At 44.9% G+C, this 15,232-nt stretch carries 18 protein-coding genes; 9 read left to right on the forward strand and 9 right to left on the reverse strand.

The features are described 5' to 3' along the window. Window positions 1–30 precede the first annotated feature (30 nt). From pgl to M5J74_RS22710, 4 genes are all read left to right on the forward strand, one after another. Window positions 31–762 carry a 6-phosphogluconolactonase gene (pgl, locus tag M5J74_RS22695; RefSeq protein WP_015156277.1) on the forward strand — a complete coding sequence of 244 codons (732 nt, stop codon included), beginning with the start codon at window positions 31–33 and terminating at the stop codon, window positions 760–762. Window positions 763–799: 37 nt separating this feature from the next. Continuing rightward, window positions 800–1,687, forward strand: a complete 888-nt coding sequence (locus M5J74_RS22700; protein ID WP_015156278.1) for an FHA domain-containing protein — start codon at window positions 800–802, stop codon at window positions 1,685–1,687. 31 nt (window positions 1,688–1,718) lie between these two features. Continuing rightward, window positions 1,719–2,024 (forward strand): FHA domain-containing protein, encoded by a 306-nt coding sequence (locus M5J74_RS22705; RefSeq protein WP_015156279.1) that lies wholly within the window; start codon window positions 1,719–1,721, stop codon window positions 2,022–2,024. A gap of 120 nt (window positions 2,025–2,144) precedes the next feature. Further along, window positions 2,145–2,378 carry a DNA-directed RNA polymerase subunit omega gene (locus tag M5J74_RS22710; RefSeq protein WP_015156280.1) on the forward strand — a complete coding sequence of 78 codons (234 nt, stop codon included), beginning with the start codon at window positions 2,145–2,147 and terminating at the stop codon, window positions 2,376–2,378. Between the two features lie 76 nt (window positions 2,379–2,454). Here the strand turns inward: M5J74_RS22710 and M5J74_RS32880 are convergent, their stop codons facing one another. After that, a complete protein-coding gene (locus tag M5J74_RS32880) occupies window positions 2,455–2,583 on the reverse strand; it encodes a hypothetical protein (RefSeq protein ID WP_256498587.1) in 129 nt (42 codons plus the stop codon). 233 nt (window positions 2,584–2,816) lie between these two features. Here M5J74_RS32880 and M5J74_RS22715 point away from each other — a divergent pair, with 233 nt between their 5' ends. Beyond that, a complete protein-coding gene (locus tag M5J74_RS22715) occupies window positions 2,817–3,692 on the forward strand; it encodes an SDR family oxidoreductase (RefSeq protein WP_015156281.1) in 876 nt (291 codons plus the stop codon). Window positions 3,693–3,823: 131 nt separating this feature from the next. Then, window positions 3,824–4,516 (forward strand): molybdenum cofactor guanylyltransferase, encoded by a 693-nt coding sequence (locus tag M5J74_RS22720; protein ID WP_199755537.1) that lies wholly within the window; start codon window positions 3,824–3,826, stop codon window positions 4,514–4,516. Here M5J74_RS22720 and M5J74_RS22725 read toward each other — a convergent pair. From M5J74_RS22725 to M5J74_RS22745, 5 genes are all read right to left on the reverse strand, one after another. Further along, window positions 4,467–7,751, reverse strand: a complete 3,285-nt coding sequence (locus tag M5J74_RS22725; RefSeq protein WP_106218740.1) for an EAL domain-containing protein — start codon at window positions 7,749–7,751, stop codon at window positions 4,467–4,469. The two genes, M5J74_RS22720 and M5J74_RS22725, sit on opposite strands and share 50 nt — an antisense overlap. Continuing rightward, entirely contained in the window at window positions 7,738–7,926 is a 189-nt protein-coding gene (locus tag M5J74_RS22730) for a hypothetical protein (RefSeq protein ID WP_106166755.1), read from the reverse strand. The genes M5J74_RS22725 and M5J74_RS22730 overlap by 14 nt, the downstream gene beginning before the upstream one ends. 629 nt (window positions 7,927–8,555) lie before the next feature. Next, a complete protein-coding gene (locus M5J74_RS22735) occupies window positions 8,556–9,473 on the reverse strand; it encodes a fused MFS/spermidine synthase (protein WP_250013318.1) in 918 nt (305 codons plus the stop codon). 66 nt (window positions 9,474–9,539) lie between these two features. Further along, on the reverse strand, window positions 9,540–9,935 hold the full coding sequence (speD, locus tag M5J74_RS22740) for an adenosylmethionine decarboxylase (protein WP_015156286.1): 396 nt from the start codon (window positions 9,933–9,935) through the stop codon (window positions 9,540–9,542). Between the two features lie 119 nt (window positions 9,936–10,054). Continuing rightward, a complete protein-coding gene (locus M5J74_RS22745) occupies window positions 10,055–11,701 on the reverse strand; it encodes an NAD(P)/FAD-dependent oxidoreductase (protein WP_250013320.1) in 1,647 nt (548 codons plus the stop codon). 21 nt (window positions 11,702–11,722) lie between these two features. Here M5J74_RS22745 and M5J74_RS22750 point away from each other — a divergent pair, with 21 nt between their 5' ends. Further along, a complete protein-coding gene (locus M5J74_RS22750) occupies window positions 11,723–11,860 on the forward strand; it encodes a hypothetical protein (protein ID WP_250013321.1) in 138 nt (45 codons plus the stop codon). Here M5J74_RS22750 and M5J74_RS22755 read toward each other — a convergent pair. Continuing rightward, window positions 11,857–12,174, reverse strand: coding sequence for a multidrug efflux SMR transporter (locus M5J74_RS22755; RefSeq protein ID WP_015156288.1), 318 nt, complete (start codon window positions 12,172–12,174; stop codon window positions 11,857–11,859). The genes M5J74_RS22750 and M5J74_RS22755 overlap by 4 nt on opposite strands. 1,139 nt (window positions 12,175–13,313) lie before the next feature. Between M5J74_RS22755 and M5J74_RS22760 the strand changes: the two genes are divergently transcribed. Next, window positions 13,314–13,505 carry a hypothetical protein gene (locus tag M5J74_RS22760; RefSeq protein ID WP_015156289.1) on the forward strand — a complete coding sequence of 64 codons (192 nt, stop codon included), beginning with the start codon at window positions 13,314–13,316 and terminating at the stop codon, window positions 13,503–13,505. A 121-nt stretch (window positions 13,506–13,626) separates the two neighbouring features. Then, on the forward strand, window positions 13,627–13,773 hold the full coding sequence (locus M5J74_RS22765) for a hypothetical protein (RefSeq protein ID WP_250013322.1): 147 nt from the start codon (window positions 13,627–13,629) through the stop codon (window positions 13,771–13,773). Here M5J74_RS22765 and dusB read toward each other — a convergent pair. Both dusB and M5J74_RS22775 read right to left on the reverse strand, forming a co-directional pair. Further along, window positions 13,766–14,794, reverse strand: coding sequence for a tRNA dihydrouridine synthase DusB (dusB, locus tag M5J74_RS22770; protein ID WP_015156290.1), 1,029 nt, complete (start codon window positions 14,792–14,794; stop codon window positions 13,766–13,768). The genes M5J74_RS22765 and dusB overlap by 8 nt on opposite strands. Window positions 14,795–14,998: 204 nt before the next feature. Next, entirely contained in the window at window positions 14,999–15,148 is a 150-nt protein-coding gene (locus M5J74_RS22775) for a hypothetical protein (protein WP_158631782.1), read from the reverse strand. Between the last annotated feature and the right edge of the window lie 84 nt (window positions 15,149–15,232).

Genomic DNA, 15,232 nt, shown 5'->3' on the forward strand with positions numbered 1-15,232 from the left:
AAATTGCACTGCTATAACACTGCTATAACAATGCACAAAAAAGTTGAAGTCCTACCAGATCTAGCGGCGCTAGTCCAGCGATCGCTCGAACTCACCCTCGCCCAAATGCACAACGCCATTCAAGCACGGGGACTGTGTACCATTGCCCTATCGGGTGGTAGCACGCCTAAACCTCTCTATGAAGCGATCGCTGCCCAAGCATTACCTTGGGAGAAAGTTCACGTTTTTTGGGGTGACGAACGATACGTTTCTCCCGATAGCCCAGATAGCAATCAGCGGATGGCACGACAAGCTTGGTTAGATAAAGTCGAGATTCCTGCCGAGAATATCCACCCCATGCCCACCAGTGCAGCCGATCCTGCTGACGCTGCCCTTCAATACGAAACCCATCTTAAAGAGTTTTTTCAACTAAAATCGGGTGAATTTCCCGCTTTAGATGTAAATTTATTGGGGATGGGAGACGACGGACATACAGCGTCCTTATTTCCTCATACTGCGGCTTTACAAGTATGCGATCGCATAGTTACAGTTGGGAACAAAGATGGACAGCCTCGGATCACATTTACTATCCCTACTATCAACCAAGCTCGTTGCACCATATTTTTAGTCTCTGGTGCGAACAAGCAAGCGGCGTTAGCACAGGTATTTGCATCCGTAGCGGACGATTATACCTATCCTGCACGGTTCGTTCAACCCCAAGGAGAACTTTGGTGGTTGTTGGATCGAGCAGCCGGACAAGGCTTGCAATTACCCGAAGAGTAGCGCTTAAAATCAAAAACTGTTCACAGGGATTGACTTCATGATCGTTTGCCCTAATTGCAATCACCTCAACCCAGAAGGGGCGCAAGCCTGCGAAGCTTGCTACACACCTCTACCAGCTACTACTAGTTGTCCTAACTGTGGCGCACCCGTACAAACTGATGCAAGGTTCTGCGGACAATGTGGCTACGATCTCAGTGCTGACTTAGCAACTGTCGCCGAAGGAACGCCGCTAGATCTTGGTGACCTACCACCGACTCAACCAAGCTTGGCTGTTCCAGAACCTAGAGTCGAGGAACCCAGAGTCGAGGAACCCAGAGTCGAGCCAGCTATAGAGCTAGAAACACCTGCACCTGTAGTGGAAATCATTCATCGCGACCTATCAGCGACTCCAGAGCCAGAACCGATAATAGCACCAGCGCCGACTCCAGAGCCAGAACCAATCGCAGAATCTCGTAAGAGTAGCAGTATTAACCCTCCTCCCCCGCCAGCACCATTCACACCGCCAACACCAACACCACCACCACCGCCAGCAGTATCCCCACCCACTCCCATGCCAGCAATGCCCGTGGTTTCGAGTTCCAAAACCCAATTGCAGCAGCAGATTGCCAAGCTCTTTCACGTCCAGACCAATACTCTCATCGAGCTACCACCAACTCTTTCTGTGGTGCATATTGGTAAGCCTAACGATCGCATTCCTCCAGATGTTGACGTGGCTGGGTTTCCTAATTCCGAAATCGTCTCGCGGATTCATGCCGACATTCGCATTGAAGGAGATGCTTACTACATAGAAGATGTGGGCAGTTCCAACGGAACTTACATCAACAATATGCCCCTTTTACCAGGTAATCGTCACCGTTTGCGGATGGGCGATCGCATTGCTTTAGGTAAGGGAGACTTAGTAACTTTTCTGTTTCAACTTTCATAGCTACTTGTAGCTTATTCTCGACCTGGCTAAAGTGATTACAATTACTCTGCTACATCCTCAAAACGGTACTCCCGTCCAAAATTGGACGTTTGAAACTGAATCTGTTGTCCGCGTTGGACGGGCAACAGACAATCAGGTAATTCTATACAGTGCTGTTGTTTCTCGCTACCATGCCGAATTACATGCGACAAGGGGGCAATGGCAGTTAGTGAATTTAGGCGCTAATGGCACATATATAGATGGTCAACCAATTACAGAATCGATTTCAGTCATAAATGGTACGGTGATTCGACTGGCTAAATCCGGTCCTCAATTACAAATTAAGTTATTGCCATAGCAGTACGATACGAGAGAAGATATTTTCAACAGCCTCAAGCAAGACCTTACCAAAGAATGTGTGAGCGGTTGCTTTGGTTAAGTGACTTACAATGGGAGTTATCTTCAACGACCAATCACCATGCTGAAGCGTTCTAAGTTCGAGACAACCCAATCTCAAATTATGCACCGTGCGGAGGAGCTGATCGACGCAGCATCGAACCGCTATCGAATTACCGTCCAAGTCGCCAACCGCGCTAAGCGTCGCCGTTATGAAGATTTTGATAATGTAGACGATCCGATGATGAAACCAGTCATCCGCGCCATCATTGAGATGTCTGACGAGTTGACTCAACCAGAAATTATCGGTGAATAGCCAATAGAGTAAGTCATGAGTGGTTAGTGGCTGGTGGCTGGTGGAACTAGATTCTTAGTTTTGGTCTAGTCACCTGTTACTCTTCACTGACAACTGATAACGGGTGAGTTGCGATCGCCCGTTTTTTGCTATTTATTGCGGTCGCTGAGTCAAATGCTTGAGTTAATCCAATTAAACTCATTGGTTGTGCGATCGCATATTTCAACAATAAATCTCACCTGAGTTATGCGCTCTTTAACAATAAACCCGCCCAGATGAAACTTTTGACTTGCTGACATCAGCTATAAAATAAATTGGTTAAATTGCTCGAACGGAAAGCTTTTACCCGAAAGAATAAATTTCCCCCTAATTCCTGTTGTAGTGATTAACATGAATGAGGTACTAGAGAATTTGTGACTTGCCTCAAGCGTACATTTTATCCTCTAGGGAGTTAGCAACATGTTTTTGGTTACGGGAGCAACAGGAGGAATTGGCAGGAGGGTGGTGCGATCGCTCCGAGAACGGGGAATGCCCGTGCGTGCTTTTGTGCGTCTGCTGTCTCGCTATAGTGAGTTAGAACATCGAGGCGCAGAAATCTTTATCGGCGATCTGCAAGTCGATCGAGATATTCAAAAAGCTTGTCAGGGAGTACAGTACATTGTTAGCGCTCACGGTTCCGATGGCAATGCCTTCGCCCTAGACTACCATGCCAATATTGAGTTGATCGACCGAGCTAAAGAACAGAAAGTACAGCACTTTGTTTTTATCTCTGTCTTAGGCGCAGATCGCGGTTATGAAGATGCACCCGTATTCAAAGCAAAGCGTGCTGTAGAAAAGTATTTGCAAGCAAGCGGAATTAATTATACAATTTTGCGTCCAGCCGGACTTGCTTCTAACCTCCTACCATTAGCAGAAAGATTTCGGCAAACAGGACTTTATTTACTAGTTGGTGATGGCAAAAACCGCACTTCTATTGTTAGTACTGACGATTTAGCACAAATAATTGTTAACTCATTCATGCTTCCAGAGGCGCGTAATCGAACTTTCTCCGTTGGAGGCGGGGAAATATTACAACGGCAAGATGTACCGCACATTCTCGGGAGGATTTTCAATATCGAGCCAATTATTATTAATCCTCCCTTACTTGCAGTAGACGGATTTAGAACTGTAACGGGTTTGTTCAACCCGTCGTTGCAAAAAGCTTTAGGCACTTTCCGCACTTTACTAGACAACGAATTTTTCTGCACTCGCGAAGAAATTACTCAGTTAGAGGAAATCTATCATCTAAAAATGGAAAACCTAGAGAGTTTTTTACGGCGCTATTTGGCAATATGAGTGCAAGTCAAAAGTTAAAAGTCAAAAGTTAAAAGTCAAAAGTTAAAAGGTAAATTGCCGACTCCCAATCTCCCACTCCCACTCCCGACTTCCCTTTCTAGCATCGTTCTAGCGGGGGTAAAAGTTCGCGAATGGGACGGGATAAAGCTCTACTTTCAGTTGATGGCGTACCGTTGTTGCAAAAAGTGTGTGAGGTAGCAATTGGATTATGCGATCGCGTTTACGTCGTGACTCCTTGGCAAGAGCGCTATGAGCATTTGCTTCCCGTTGGGTGTGAGTTTATTAGGGAGCAGGGCGCGGGGAGCAGGGAGCAGGGGGACAGGGGGACAAGGGGACAAGGGGGAACTCGGGGTCCCCGCGACCGAAGGGAGTGGGGATTAGGGGGCGAAGGGGGACAAGGGGGACAAGGAAGCAATTCTAGTCACCAGTCACTAGCCGCCAGCAACTCACCAATTACCAATAGCCCTTTAACAGGCTTTGCCCAAGGATTAATTCACGTACAAACGGAGTGGGTGCTGTTACTGGCGTGCGATTTGCCTTGCTTGCGGTTGGAAGTGTTGCAAGATTGGACGCGCGAACTGGTAGAAATGCCGAAGGAGGCGATCGCTCTGCTTCCGCGCCATCCTAAAGGCTGGGAGCCTTTGTGCGGTTTCTATCGTCGCAGTTGTTTGAACGTCCTTGAATCATATATCGAGCAAGGTGGGCGCTCTTTTCAGCGGTGGTTGGCGCAACATCCGGTTCAACCCCTATCCCATTTCGAGCCTTCGATATTATTTAACTGCAATACCCCAACTGACTATGCAGCCGTGTCACAGGGCGATTGAGCGTAAGCGCTTTCGGTTGAGAAATGCCATAACCTTGAGCGTAATCAACTCCTAATTGGCGCAGCTTGTCTAAAATAAACTCATCTTCAACAAATTCAGCGATGGTCTGAATACCCATAACGCTAGCAATTTTAGCGATCGCTGCTACCATTTCAGCGGCGATCGGATCGGAGACAATTTCCCGTACAAATACCCCATCGATCTTTAAATAATCTACAGGTAAATTTTTCAGATAGGCAAAGCTAGACATGCCGCTACCAAAGTCGTCTAGGGCAAAACTACAGCCTAGCGCTTTGAGTTGGCGCATCACGGCTGCGGCTTTCGCTAAATTCGTAATGGCTACAGTTTCCGTCACTTCAAAGCAAATTAACTGGGGACAAATCTCTGTGAGAGCAAATTGCTCTTGAACAAAAGAAATAAACTGTTCGTCATTTAGAGTTGCACCAGATAAATTAACTGCATAAACATGAGGCAGACGAGCCGTTGAGGACAGCATTAAGTGACGAAACAAAGTTTGAATCACCCAGCGATCGATCCGGTGCATCAGGTGGTAGCGTTCGGCAGCAGGAATAAATGCCATCGGCGAGACTAATTTTCCCGTCTCATCCTCCAGCCGCAGCAACACTTCACAGTGATGCGGCGAACCAACGCTGGTCGGAGCGATCGCGGCGATGGGTTGATAGAATAGCCGAAAGCGGTTGTCTTCCAATGCTTGAGGTAGGCGCGTCACCCATTGCATTTCTCCTTGTTGAATGGCAAGTTCGGTGTCGTCAAGTTGGTAGATGTGGACGCGGTTACGCCCTTTGTTTTTGGCAACATAGCAAGCAGCATCAGCAGCACTTAAGACGCTAGCAACACTAGGAGTGGTAATATTAATTTCTACTAGACCAATGCTGACACCAACGGTAAAGGTTTTGTCTTGCCAAACGAAGCGATAGTCGTTGATTTGCTGCCGCAGCACGTTAGCAATTTGAGTCGCTTGTTCTAAAGGACACGAATAGAGCAGGATGCCGAATTCATCTCCGCCTAAGCGGGCTAGAGTATCGGTTTTACGTAATTGAGTCGGTAGCAAGCTGCTAATATGACGCAGCAGCATATCTCCGGCTGCATGTCCGCAAGTATCGTTGATAATTTTGAATTGATCGAGATCGAGGTAACAGAGGACGTGCTGAATGCTACCATTTTGGGCGCTGTGGACGGCAGTTGCCAAACGTTTCTCAAATTCTCGTCGGTTGTAGAGTTCGGTTAAGGGGTCGTGGCTGGCTTGCCATGCCAGTTGTCTCGCCATCGTGTTGGCTTGAGTGATGTCGCGAAACACTAAAATGCTACCGATCAGTTGGCGATCGCTAGCATAAATCGGTGCAGCTGAGTGATCGATCGCAAATTCCGTCCCATCCCGTCCGATTAACAAGGTGTTGTATGAGGATTTGACAATCCGACTTTCATCTAAAACTCGCTCTACGGGATTGTCTAATGTCTCCCGCGTAATTTCATTGACGATCTTGAAGACACAATCGAGGGGTAGTCCTCTAGCTTGTTCGCCATCCCAACGGGTGAGTTTTTCTGCTACGGGATTGAGCGATTGAACGTAACCCTCTGCATCTGTGGTAATGACGGCATCGCCAATTGAGTGTAATGTCACTTGTGCTAGTTCTTTTTCACGCGAAAGAGCGAGTTCGATCCGCTTGCGCTCGTTAATTTCTCGCGTTAGTTCTAAGTTGGCAGCTTCAGCAATTTTTGCCCTGACGAGAGCTTCTTCTGCTTGTTTGCGGGCAGTGATGTCGTGTTGTACGCCCCAAACTCGCACTAGATAGCCATTTTCGACAATACCGATGAGATTGTTGAGAAAGTAGTGGAGATTACCGTGGCGATCGAACTCGCACAATTCAGCATCTACCAGGCGATAGCCAGAACTGATGAAGGCGCGAAAAAACTCTATATTAGCGGGAATGGACTTGGGTAAAAATTCACCGATCCTCGCTCCTAGCATCTCACCTACACTGGCGTAACCGAACATGCGTGCCAAGACTTCGTTGCATTCTGCGAGATAGCCGTGTTGGTAAAAGTCATTGACTTGGATCTCTAGAGCAGCTTGAATTGCTACTGGTCGCTCTAATTCGCAACGCCAAATACCTTCGGAGCTTTGGGCGAGAAATACGCGATAGCGTTCTTCACTTTTCAGGAGTGCTGCCTGAGATTGGTTCAGTTGAGTTAGCATCCAATTAATCGTACTGGCTAGACAGGCTAATTCGTCGTTACCAGGTATTTCAACGCGGGAACGCAGGTCGCTACTAGCCCCGATTCGGCTGACATCGCTGCTTAAACGCGCTATGCGCGACAGGACTAATTTTTCTAATAGTAGTAAAGTCGTGACGCTAAAGACCAAACCAACCAACAACAATAACCACACCAGATAACGAACGCTGAGTTGTCCGCGTTGGTAGATCTGCCTTGGTAAATTTACGCGCAAGATTGCAGCCGGATTCCCTTGCATATTTCGCAGCATCGCGTAGCCAGCAATCGTACTTTCATTTAGCGATCGCACGAAGACTTGCTCGTTTTTAATTAAAGTTTGCTCTGCTCTTTGAAAGTCTAAGGGTATGGGCGGATGGTCTAATCGCTCTAAGGCAATATCGAAGTGAGTTTTTGCTGCTAGCTGCTTGACATCCAGATAGCGTCCCATGACGAGAATGCCGCGATTGGGACCTTTGCCTTCACTGGTTAAAATTTGCCGCACGGCAATCAACATCAGTCCTTCAGGTAGCTGCAACAGCCCCATTTGCTGTCGCTCTTCATTATCTGGTTGTAGTAGAAATTCTGGTTGTTGGAAGTATTTTTGTAGGCTTTTCGGTACTGGTAAAGCCTGTTTTGCATAAGGCGTTATGAAGCCATTATAAACTATGCGTCGATCGCGGCGACGGATATACATAATTAGATCGAGATTCGATCTTACGAGCGAAGCATAGTTAAATGCGTTTTGAAAATATTTAAGATTGCCAGTTTCAATATCGGTATAAGTACCGTCCCACTCTGCCTCGTCGCCATTCATGATGTTTAATTTGTTCAGCTCATCATTGTATGCTTGCACGATGCGGCGGACATTTCGATCGGCATCCTGTTCTTCCACTTGGATAAACCCATCCAATAAAATTGTTTTGGAAGTGCTATACAGCGCTACAAATAGACTGAATAGCGTCATGCCAGTAATGATTAATGTCTTTTTACGCAGCGTCATAAGATGGCATTAGCAGCAATAGTTGACTGGATTTGGCAAGCAATTTAACGATCTCACCTCGCTTCTGCACGACTTGCGAGCAGTGAGGTTGAGTTTGCTGCTGACGAGATGAGCGAGACTGTACAGCTAAAATGGTTGCTACTGACTGCAAGAGCGATATTTTTCTAGTACTCATTTTCTCTTCCCAGTAAATTGCAACATAACCCTAGCCTCTAGCATCAACTGAAAAAAGTAATAAAAAAGTACATGGTTTTTAATTTTTGCTGTTGACTTGGAAATTTTAACTTCAATAGCTACCTGATGCCTCTTCATTAAATTCGATTAAAAACACGTCGTCAAGCTCGATTCAACCAATGCTATTTCATCTAAAGCGGATCGCACTACTAATAATTGCAAATTGTAAAGAAAATGTTCGATCGTGTAGTCAAACTTGAGATTTTTTAAAATGAATCCTTGTTTGAATCGAAAATCAAAAAACCTGAAGCAAAAAATAGTCGAGAATTAGTACTGCGTAGCTGCTGTTGGAGGTTTAAGTAGTTATTATGCATCGGCGATCGCGCTAAGTGCCATATAGAAAAGCTTAATTTTACCCTTCTTTGCACGAACAATTGCTTAAATTTTAGTTAGAAAAAATAATTACTGCAAATCTCTGCACGGATTGCCAATCGAGTATAAAAAATATCTCAGTTAGTTCTGGAAAAACGGAGTAGCAATCGTTACAGGTACTCCTACATTTATACATATTTTCATCTACGATCGTGATGAAATTCTTACTAACATAAAGTGTTAGCCAACGATTTCTTTCTACTCAAAAACTAGAGGTTTACCATCCTCAAGAATATTTCCTGGCTGTGCTAATTTAAGCCGCAAATCTTTTGGTAAGCCAAACATACCTGCATGACTCACTGCATCGTATGCTTTAAGTTTATCTACTAAATTGCGATCGCCTATCCTCTGCTCGATTGCACTTCCACTCAAATTAGCAGGGTCAATATTATTAGTTGCAATAATAAATCCCCACGTACAAGCAAAAGAGGGAATAAAGATAGAATAGCTGCGGACGACAGGAAAAACACTATGAATAGTCCGCCGAATTGTAGCGTGTTCCGTCCACTTCAGAGGCGAAAGAGAAAACCCTTGGACTACCATTACCCCCGACTCTGAGAGTCGCTGCTGACAAAGGGAATAAAACTGTTTGGTATAAAGCGCGATCGCGGGTCCCTCTTCTAAAGCATCAGTAATATCGAGGATAATGACATCAAACTGAGCTTCTTGCTGCGCCAAATATGCGCGACCATCAGTATGTAACAATTCCAATCGCGAATCGCTAAAAGCACCTTGATGCCAAGAAGGGAGTTTTTGCTGGCAAAATTCCACCAATTCCCGATCTAAATCCACCATCACCAAAGATTTGACATTGGGATGCTTCAAAACTTCTCGCGGTGTTGCACCTTCCCCACCACCAATAATTAACACTCGTTGCGGATTGGGATGAGTCATCATTGCTGGCTGTACCAACGCCTCATGATACAGATACTCATCGACCTCAGCCGATTGAATCGTATCATCCAACACCAGCACGTCACCGTAAGCTGCTGTTTTGGCAAATTCCATCGCTTGAAACTGAGTCGATTTAGCCTCCATACCTCCGACTCGCCGCAACAGGCGAATTTCCTCTGAGGTTGTCTGATCGCTCAGCCAGCTACTAAATTCTAAGCTCATATTTGATGGATTCCTGATGTCTATTTTGGTAGTGGCGCACGGCTGTGCGTCACTACCATTTCTACCTCACTTTCTCAGCATTAAAGGCAACTGCGAGGCTTGAACGATCGCCGGATCGAATCTTTCGTGCAATTGCTTGGACACCCATTTCGGTCGCCAGAGTGTTTCTAATACTTCACCAAAGGGTACGACATCTAAATCGCCACAGGTAAATATGTCTAAGAAACAAGCTCGGTATTCTGGATATGTGTGAATGCTGGCGTGAGACTCGGAAAGCATTAACACAACCGAAACACCGCAAGGTTCAAATTTGTGCTTGAGATGCGCCACAATGGTAGCTCCTACTGCACTAACTGCTCTGACCATATCGCGTTCGATCTGTTCTAGATCGTCCATGTCAGCTTCACAACCAGAAAAATTCAGCAGCAAATGCCGACCGTAAAAATCGAATCGCTTTTCCATAGGGCTAATCTCTTTCTTTACAAAAAATTGTTCTTCCCGAAAACGGTAGTATCACCGCCTGTTAGAGTGTTTGTTGGTTTATGCAAAATTTAGCTAGCAAACTTTAGCTATGGAAATTTTCAGCATCGCAAGATGGTCAGCTTGAGATGTTGCAAAATGTCGCTAGCGGCTTTAATCCCAGATAGGGCTGCTCCTTCCATGTAGCCTTGCCATTCATAGAAAGAATTTGTGTGTTCCCCTGCAAAAAACAGGTTGTCAACTGGCTTGCCTTCGTTACCGCAGATCGTGGTAAATTGCCCTGGCTTGTAACAGGAGTAGCTACCTTGGGCGAGGGGGTTAGCAGTCCAGTTTTCTAGATGTACGAGTAAATCGCCAGCGCGATCGCGTGTTGCTTGGGCGATCGCCCCTGGATAAACTTTTTCCAAATCTTTCAAAAATAGGTGCGCTTCTGTTTGCACGCGATTGGGATCGAGCGTCGCTCCCCTTCTACCACTAGAAAAGTCTACTAATATGGCGCGATCGCCACTTGCTCCAGTAGGGTTTGTTTCCCAAGTGGTTTGATGGTGGGACAAATTAGAGTACGATGCACCGCTACTGCCACGATCTGCCCAAGGACGACCGTTAAAACCCAGCATCATTTTGGCGTGAGTTGCTTGATCGAGTTTATGAATTGCTTCTTGCTTCCAATCTGGTAGTTCTAAGTTTGCGTCTAGTTCGACTTGACGCAGTAATGCAAAAGGAATTGCTAACACTACGGCATCGTATGCGACATCAATCGTGCGATCGCCGTTGTCGAAAGTGACTTCTATGCGGTTTGTTGAATTCTTGCGTACCCTCACCAGTCTCATCCCCAACTCAATCTGTCCTTGGAGTTCTTGGCTTAATCCTCGGACGATTTGCTCGTTACCCTCAACGATGTGATAACGCTCGTCACTAAAAATTTGAAAGGGAGAAGCTTGTGATGTTTCAATGTCTCGTACCACCAACAAAAAATTCAGACAGCTTTGATCTTCCAACTCCAGCCCATATTCTGCCATATAGGCTGCATTCATCGCAGCCTTAATTGTATCTCCTACTTGGTGTTTTTCTAGATATTCCAATAAATTGATTTTGTCAAACCGTGCGTCCGCCGACGTAAAGCAATCTACAGTTGGCATGGCGGATATTTCTTGTAAATCTCGCGTTATTTCAGCTAGAAACGCTTGATATTCCTCTAAAATCGCCAATTCAGTGTAATGCTGTCCGTTGAAATAGCAAGCGAATTCTCCTGGCTGCTGAGACACGTCTTCCAGCGTGAGTTGAAATTGTCGCGCCCAGCGCAGGATAGTTTTGTTTTGGCTGTCGATGAGTTCTCCACCCCGTTCGATGACTTGGTGAGGAAATTTCGCGGCTCCAGGGAATGTTTTACCCAGCGAATAGCAACGTCCGCCGACGCGATCGCTCGCTTCGTAAATTGTGGCAGAGATGCCTTGCTGTTTTAGTTCGTAGCCACAAGCTAAACCTGCCAATCCCGCGCCTACAATGCCAATTTTGACATCTCGCTCCCCCTGAGGCGAGACGTAAGAGCGCTCTAGCTGCATCGCTACGTTCCCCAAAGCCGTTCCCATTAGTTGGGTTTCTCTTTCTCGTACCGTGGATTGAGCAGCGCTGGCTTGCATCTGAGCTATCTGTTCGATACCCTGACTGATTGAGAGATGATTTTTTTTGGCGTAAATTCCGATTTTTATAGCACGTTTAAGGTCTTGAAACAACAATGAACGACCCATAGATCTCTTTTAAAAGTTTGATTGAAGTTGTTTAGGTACGATCGGGCTTTGACTAGTGGCTGTAGTGGCGATCGGGAAAACACGTTTAATTTTACTGCCCTGTCAAAATTTTTTATAGTACTTAATTTAGATGAAGCGATCGCTGAAGCATCTGCTTAGCATTCTCCTGCACTCAAAAGAATAATTCCGGCAACAATCAAAGATACACCAAATAGGTTGCCATGAGAATAGCTTTCGCGAAAAAGCAAAGCTCCAACTAAAAATGCCAAAATAAATTCTAACCCAACCACGAAAAGATAGGTGACTCCTAAACTAGAGTCGTTCATGGCTATGGCTTCAATACTAGCCCCGGCAATTAAAAAGAAATAAACTAGCAAACTAGGCACGAGTTCAGATAGTCCCTTGGAAAGTTTCATATACATGCCACCCAAGGTATAAGCAAATGCGGCAACTAACACCATCATTAAATACATAAACTCGCTCCTTTAAAATTGAAATTTTACAACCAGACTTTTTTGTTGTTTTATAGCCTAGTGAATTCAGCTATATTTATTATTTCTACTATCAAATAAATTGACTGTTTTACATAAAATCTTCGCACTCTTATATCGCGTCAATACTCAACAACTGTCAAAAAACTTTCAAATTTTTTTTAAGTTTTTCAAAATCCTTAAAAAATATATATTAGATTCATTATTGGAACCACAGTATTTTTACGGGCAATAGTTAAAAACAAGCTGAACTTTAAGAAAAATTTGCGAGTCGATTCAGTGAAAATGCCGATTTAACGAAATACGGAACTTCCACGGACTGCAAAAACGATTGTTCGACTAGAAATCAGCTACTAATTACGGAAAAGTCGGATGCTAAATCCGATTATCTTCATAGAGATTTAATCCTGAACCCCTTTAGTAGCGGTAGCTTCAGCAGAACGGTTTTTGAGATAGTTTTACAAGAAGAGAGTTATCTATTCCTAGTTGCTGACAGTCATAAATTTATAATTTCTTTATGTTTGCGAGGGTTGAAATCGAGTAGTGATTAACTTCGATCGGCAAGTTATTAGTTGTTCTTATTAGAGTTAAAAAATAATTTTATCGATTAGTACAGTTAATTACCTAAAATTTGCTGTACGGCTTATAACGAGAGGTGATATTGTTGCTGTCTCTAGCTATACATTAGACCTCCTGCATGAATCAAAAAATCATGGATGTCATTCTGTTGGCGAAGCCTTCCCGAAGGGTACGCAACGCAGTGTAGTGAAGAATCTCCCAGATGTTTCGCTTCGCGTGTGGATGACAATTCAAGTATTCACGCAGGAGGTCTATTTAGCATCGATTAACAATGCTGGTACAGCCTGGTAATAGTAATTACATAGTTGAAAAAGGCGATTTTAAAGCTGTAAGTCTTCAGTGTTCTGCTTTTTGTTTTCTTGCACTGACACTCAAATCTTTCTAAAGACTCACAGATATCGGTCTTAAGATAGGCGATCGCCACCTCGAAAATCTGACTGACGAGCGATGTTAGATCTCTCGTTCATCCCACAAGCTATACGTATAAATACTTTACATCCTGCTTATAGCAGACATTACAGTAGTTTTAGTAGGAGATTGATATGAGCATCGAAAAAAGAGTTGAAGCAGTTGCTAAGAACGTTGAAGGCAAAGTTCAAGAAGCGATGAGCGAGCTGACAGGCGATCCCAAAGATAAGTTGGAAGGACAAGCAAAACAAGAGGATGCAGCCACAATGCACGCTCAAGAAGATGTTAAAGATAAAGCTAAAGATTTCATCGACAAAACTTTTTAAGCGTCAAACTCTCAAGAGTTAGGCGCGATCCAAATTGGCAAGGGATCGAGTTGTCTCTTGCCTTGTTTTATTGGGAGTCGGTAGGGGCGAGTTTCTAAACCTGCCCGTATAGGAGTTGGGAGTGGAGGGACAAGGGAGACAAGGGAGAGGGGGGAGACAAGGGAGAGTCGCCCAGATGAGGGAGAAAGAAATTTACAATCCCTCTCCATACCCAACACCCCATACCCCACTTACCACTAGCCACCAGTCACTAGTCACTGTTAACTGACAACTGATAACTGACGGTCGAGTTGTTCGATCGCGCGATCGAGTAGTTCTAACCCCTCACTCACAGATTCAATAACGCTGAGTTGTCCCCGTAATTCAGCTGCACCGTTAAAACCTTTAGCATACCAGGTCATGTGTTTGCGGGCTTGACGCACACCGCGATCGCCCTTGTATTCCCACAGTGCTTGAAGATGTTCTCTAGCACATTGCAAGAGTTCGACTGGTGTAGGAGACGGTAATTCTCGCCCTGTCTTGAGAAAGTAATCTACTTCTCCAACTAAAAACGGATATCCAAGCGTCCCTCGCGAACACATCACCCCATCTGCACCTGTCTGTTCCAAACACTTCACTGCTGCTGCTACCGAAAAAATATCGCCATTGCCAATTACAGGAATCGACAGCACTTCCTTTACCCGTGCAATCCATTCCCACTTTGCCGCACCGTTGTAGCCTTGGGCGCGGGTACGCCCGTGAACGGTAATCATTTGCGCCCCCGCATCTTCCATCCGCTTGGCAAAGTCTAGGATGGTTATTTCTTTATCCGTCCAACCAATGCGAGTTTTTACCGTCACTGGTACATCGACGGCTTGCACTACAGAACGGACAATCGCTTCCGCAACTTCTGGTTGTCGCAACAGTGAAGAACCACCACCATTTTTGGTAATTTTATTGACCGGGCAACCCATATTAATATCAACTGTATCTGCCCCCTCTTCAACAGCTTTGATGGCTGCTTCTGCCAAAAAGTCAGGGCGACAGTCAAATAATTGAATGCTAATCGGTTTTTCCTGCGGTTCTACCTCCATAATTTTAGGCAGCTCTTTGACATAGTGCAGCCCTGTAGCATTCACCATTTCGGTGTACATCATTGACTCTGGAGCATAGCGGCGCACTAAACGGCGAAACACTAAGTCAGTTACACCCGATAGCGGTGATTGTAAGACTCGACTATTAACTTCAAACGAGCCGATTTTAAGAGGTGTTGAGAGTCTAGCTTGCAAGCTAGGAGATAGAGCAACCATAGGAACGAAAGGAGTTAGAGTTTCTACTTTAACGATAAAGAGCGTTCGTTTCGCGCGATCTAGTCTTCATTTTGCGCGATCGCTAATAAATCTTAGCAAAAGCAAATTAAAGGATATATATAAATATTACGAAATAATTCTCGTGATTGCGAATAGTTTGCAAGTTCCGAAATAATGAAAGATGAAAATAATTAAAATTTCCATTCACTGCGATCGCATCTGCTTGAAACTGTTGTTGCATGACTTGGCAGGCTCATCGTAACAGTTTTCTCCATTGAAGCGATCGAAATTGGTAAAGAGGGAATCCCCATCTTTGCAGCGCTGTTTCACGTCCGAATTTGGCTTGGAAGTCAAGATCGTTCTTTCATTTTTGAGCGCTTAATTTGAAGTTTTGTAACAGAAGCTTTTTCACAAGCTATCTCGACTTTCAGTAGACCG

It is taken from the genome of Chroococcidiopsis sp. CCNUC1 (genome assembly GCF_023546805.1).
Classification (GTDB): Bacteria; Cyanobacteriota; Cyanobacteriia; order Cyanobacteriales; family Chroococcidiopsidaceae; genus Chroococcidiopsis; species Chroococcidiopsis thermalis.

Bases quoted from the DNA above. Each gene is read 5' to 3' on its own strand.
- M5J74_RS22735 (WP_250013318.1), bottom strand. From the start codon at position 9,473: ATGAGCTTAGAATTTAGTAGCTGGCTGAGCGATCAGACAACCTCAGAG.
- M5J74_RS22745 (WP_250013320.1), bottom strand. From the start codon at position 11,701: ATGGGTCGTTCATTGTTGTTTCAAGACCTTAAACGTGCTATAAAAATC.
- M5J74_RS22700 (WP_015156278.1), top strand. From the start codon at position 800: ATGATCGTTTGCCCTAATTGCAATCACCTCAACCCAGAAGGGGCGCAA.
- dusB (WP_015156290.1), bottom strand. From the start codon at position 14,794: ATGGTTGCTCTATCTCCTAGCTTGCAAGCTAGACTCTCAACACCTCTT.
- M5J74_RS22710 (WP_015156280.1), top strand. From the start codon at position 2,145: ATGCTGAAGCGTTCTAAGTTCGAGACAACCCAATCTCAAATTATGCAC.
- M5J74_RS22730 (WP_106166755.1), bottom strand. From the start codon at position 7,926: ATGAGTACTAGAAAAATATCGCTCTTGCAGTCAGTAGCAACCATTTTA.
- M5J74_RS22715 (WP_015156281.1), top strand. From the start codon at position 2,817: ATGTTTTTGGTTACGGGAGCAACAGGAGGAATTGGCAGGAGGGTGGTG.
- pgl (WP_015156277.1), top strand. From the start codon at position 31: ATGCACAAAAAAGTTGAAGTCCTACCAGATCTAGCGGCGCTAGTCCAG.
- speD (WP_015156286.1), bottom strand. From the start codon at position 9,935: ATGGAAAAGCGATTCGATTTTTACGGTCGGCATTTGCTGCTGAATTTT.
- M5J74_RS22755 (WP_015156288.1), bottom strand. From the start codon at position 12,174: ATGTATTTAATGATGGTGTTAGTTGCCGCATTTGCTTATACCTTGGGT.
- M5J74_RS22725 (WP_106218740.1), bottom strand. From the start codon at position 7,751: ATGACGCTGCGTAAAAAGACATTAATCATTACTGGCATGACGCTATTC.
- M5J74_RS22760 (WP_015156289.1), top strand. From the start codon at position 13,314: ATGAGCATCGAAAAAAGAGTTGAAGCAGTTGCTAAGAACGTTGAAGGC.
- M5J74_RS22720 (WP_199755537.1), top strand. From the start codon at position 3,824: ATGGGACGGGATAAAGCTCTACTTTCAGTTGATGGCGTACCGTTGTTG.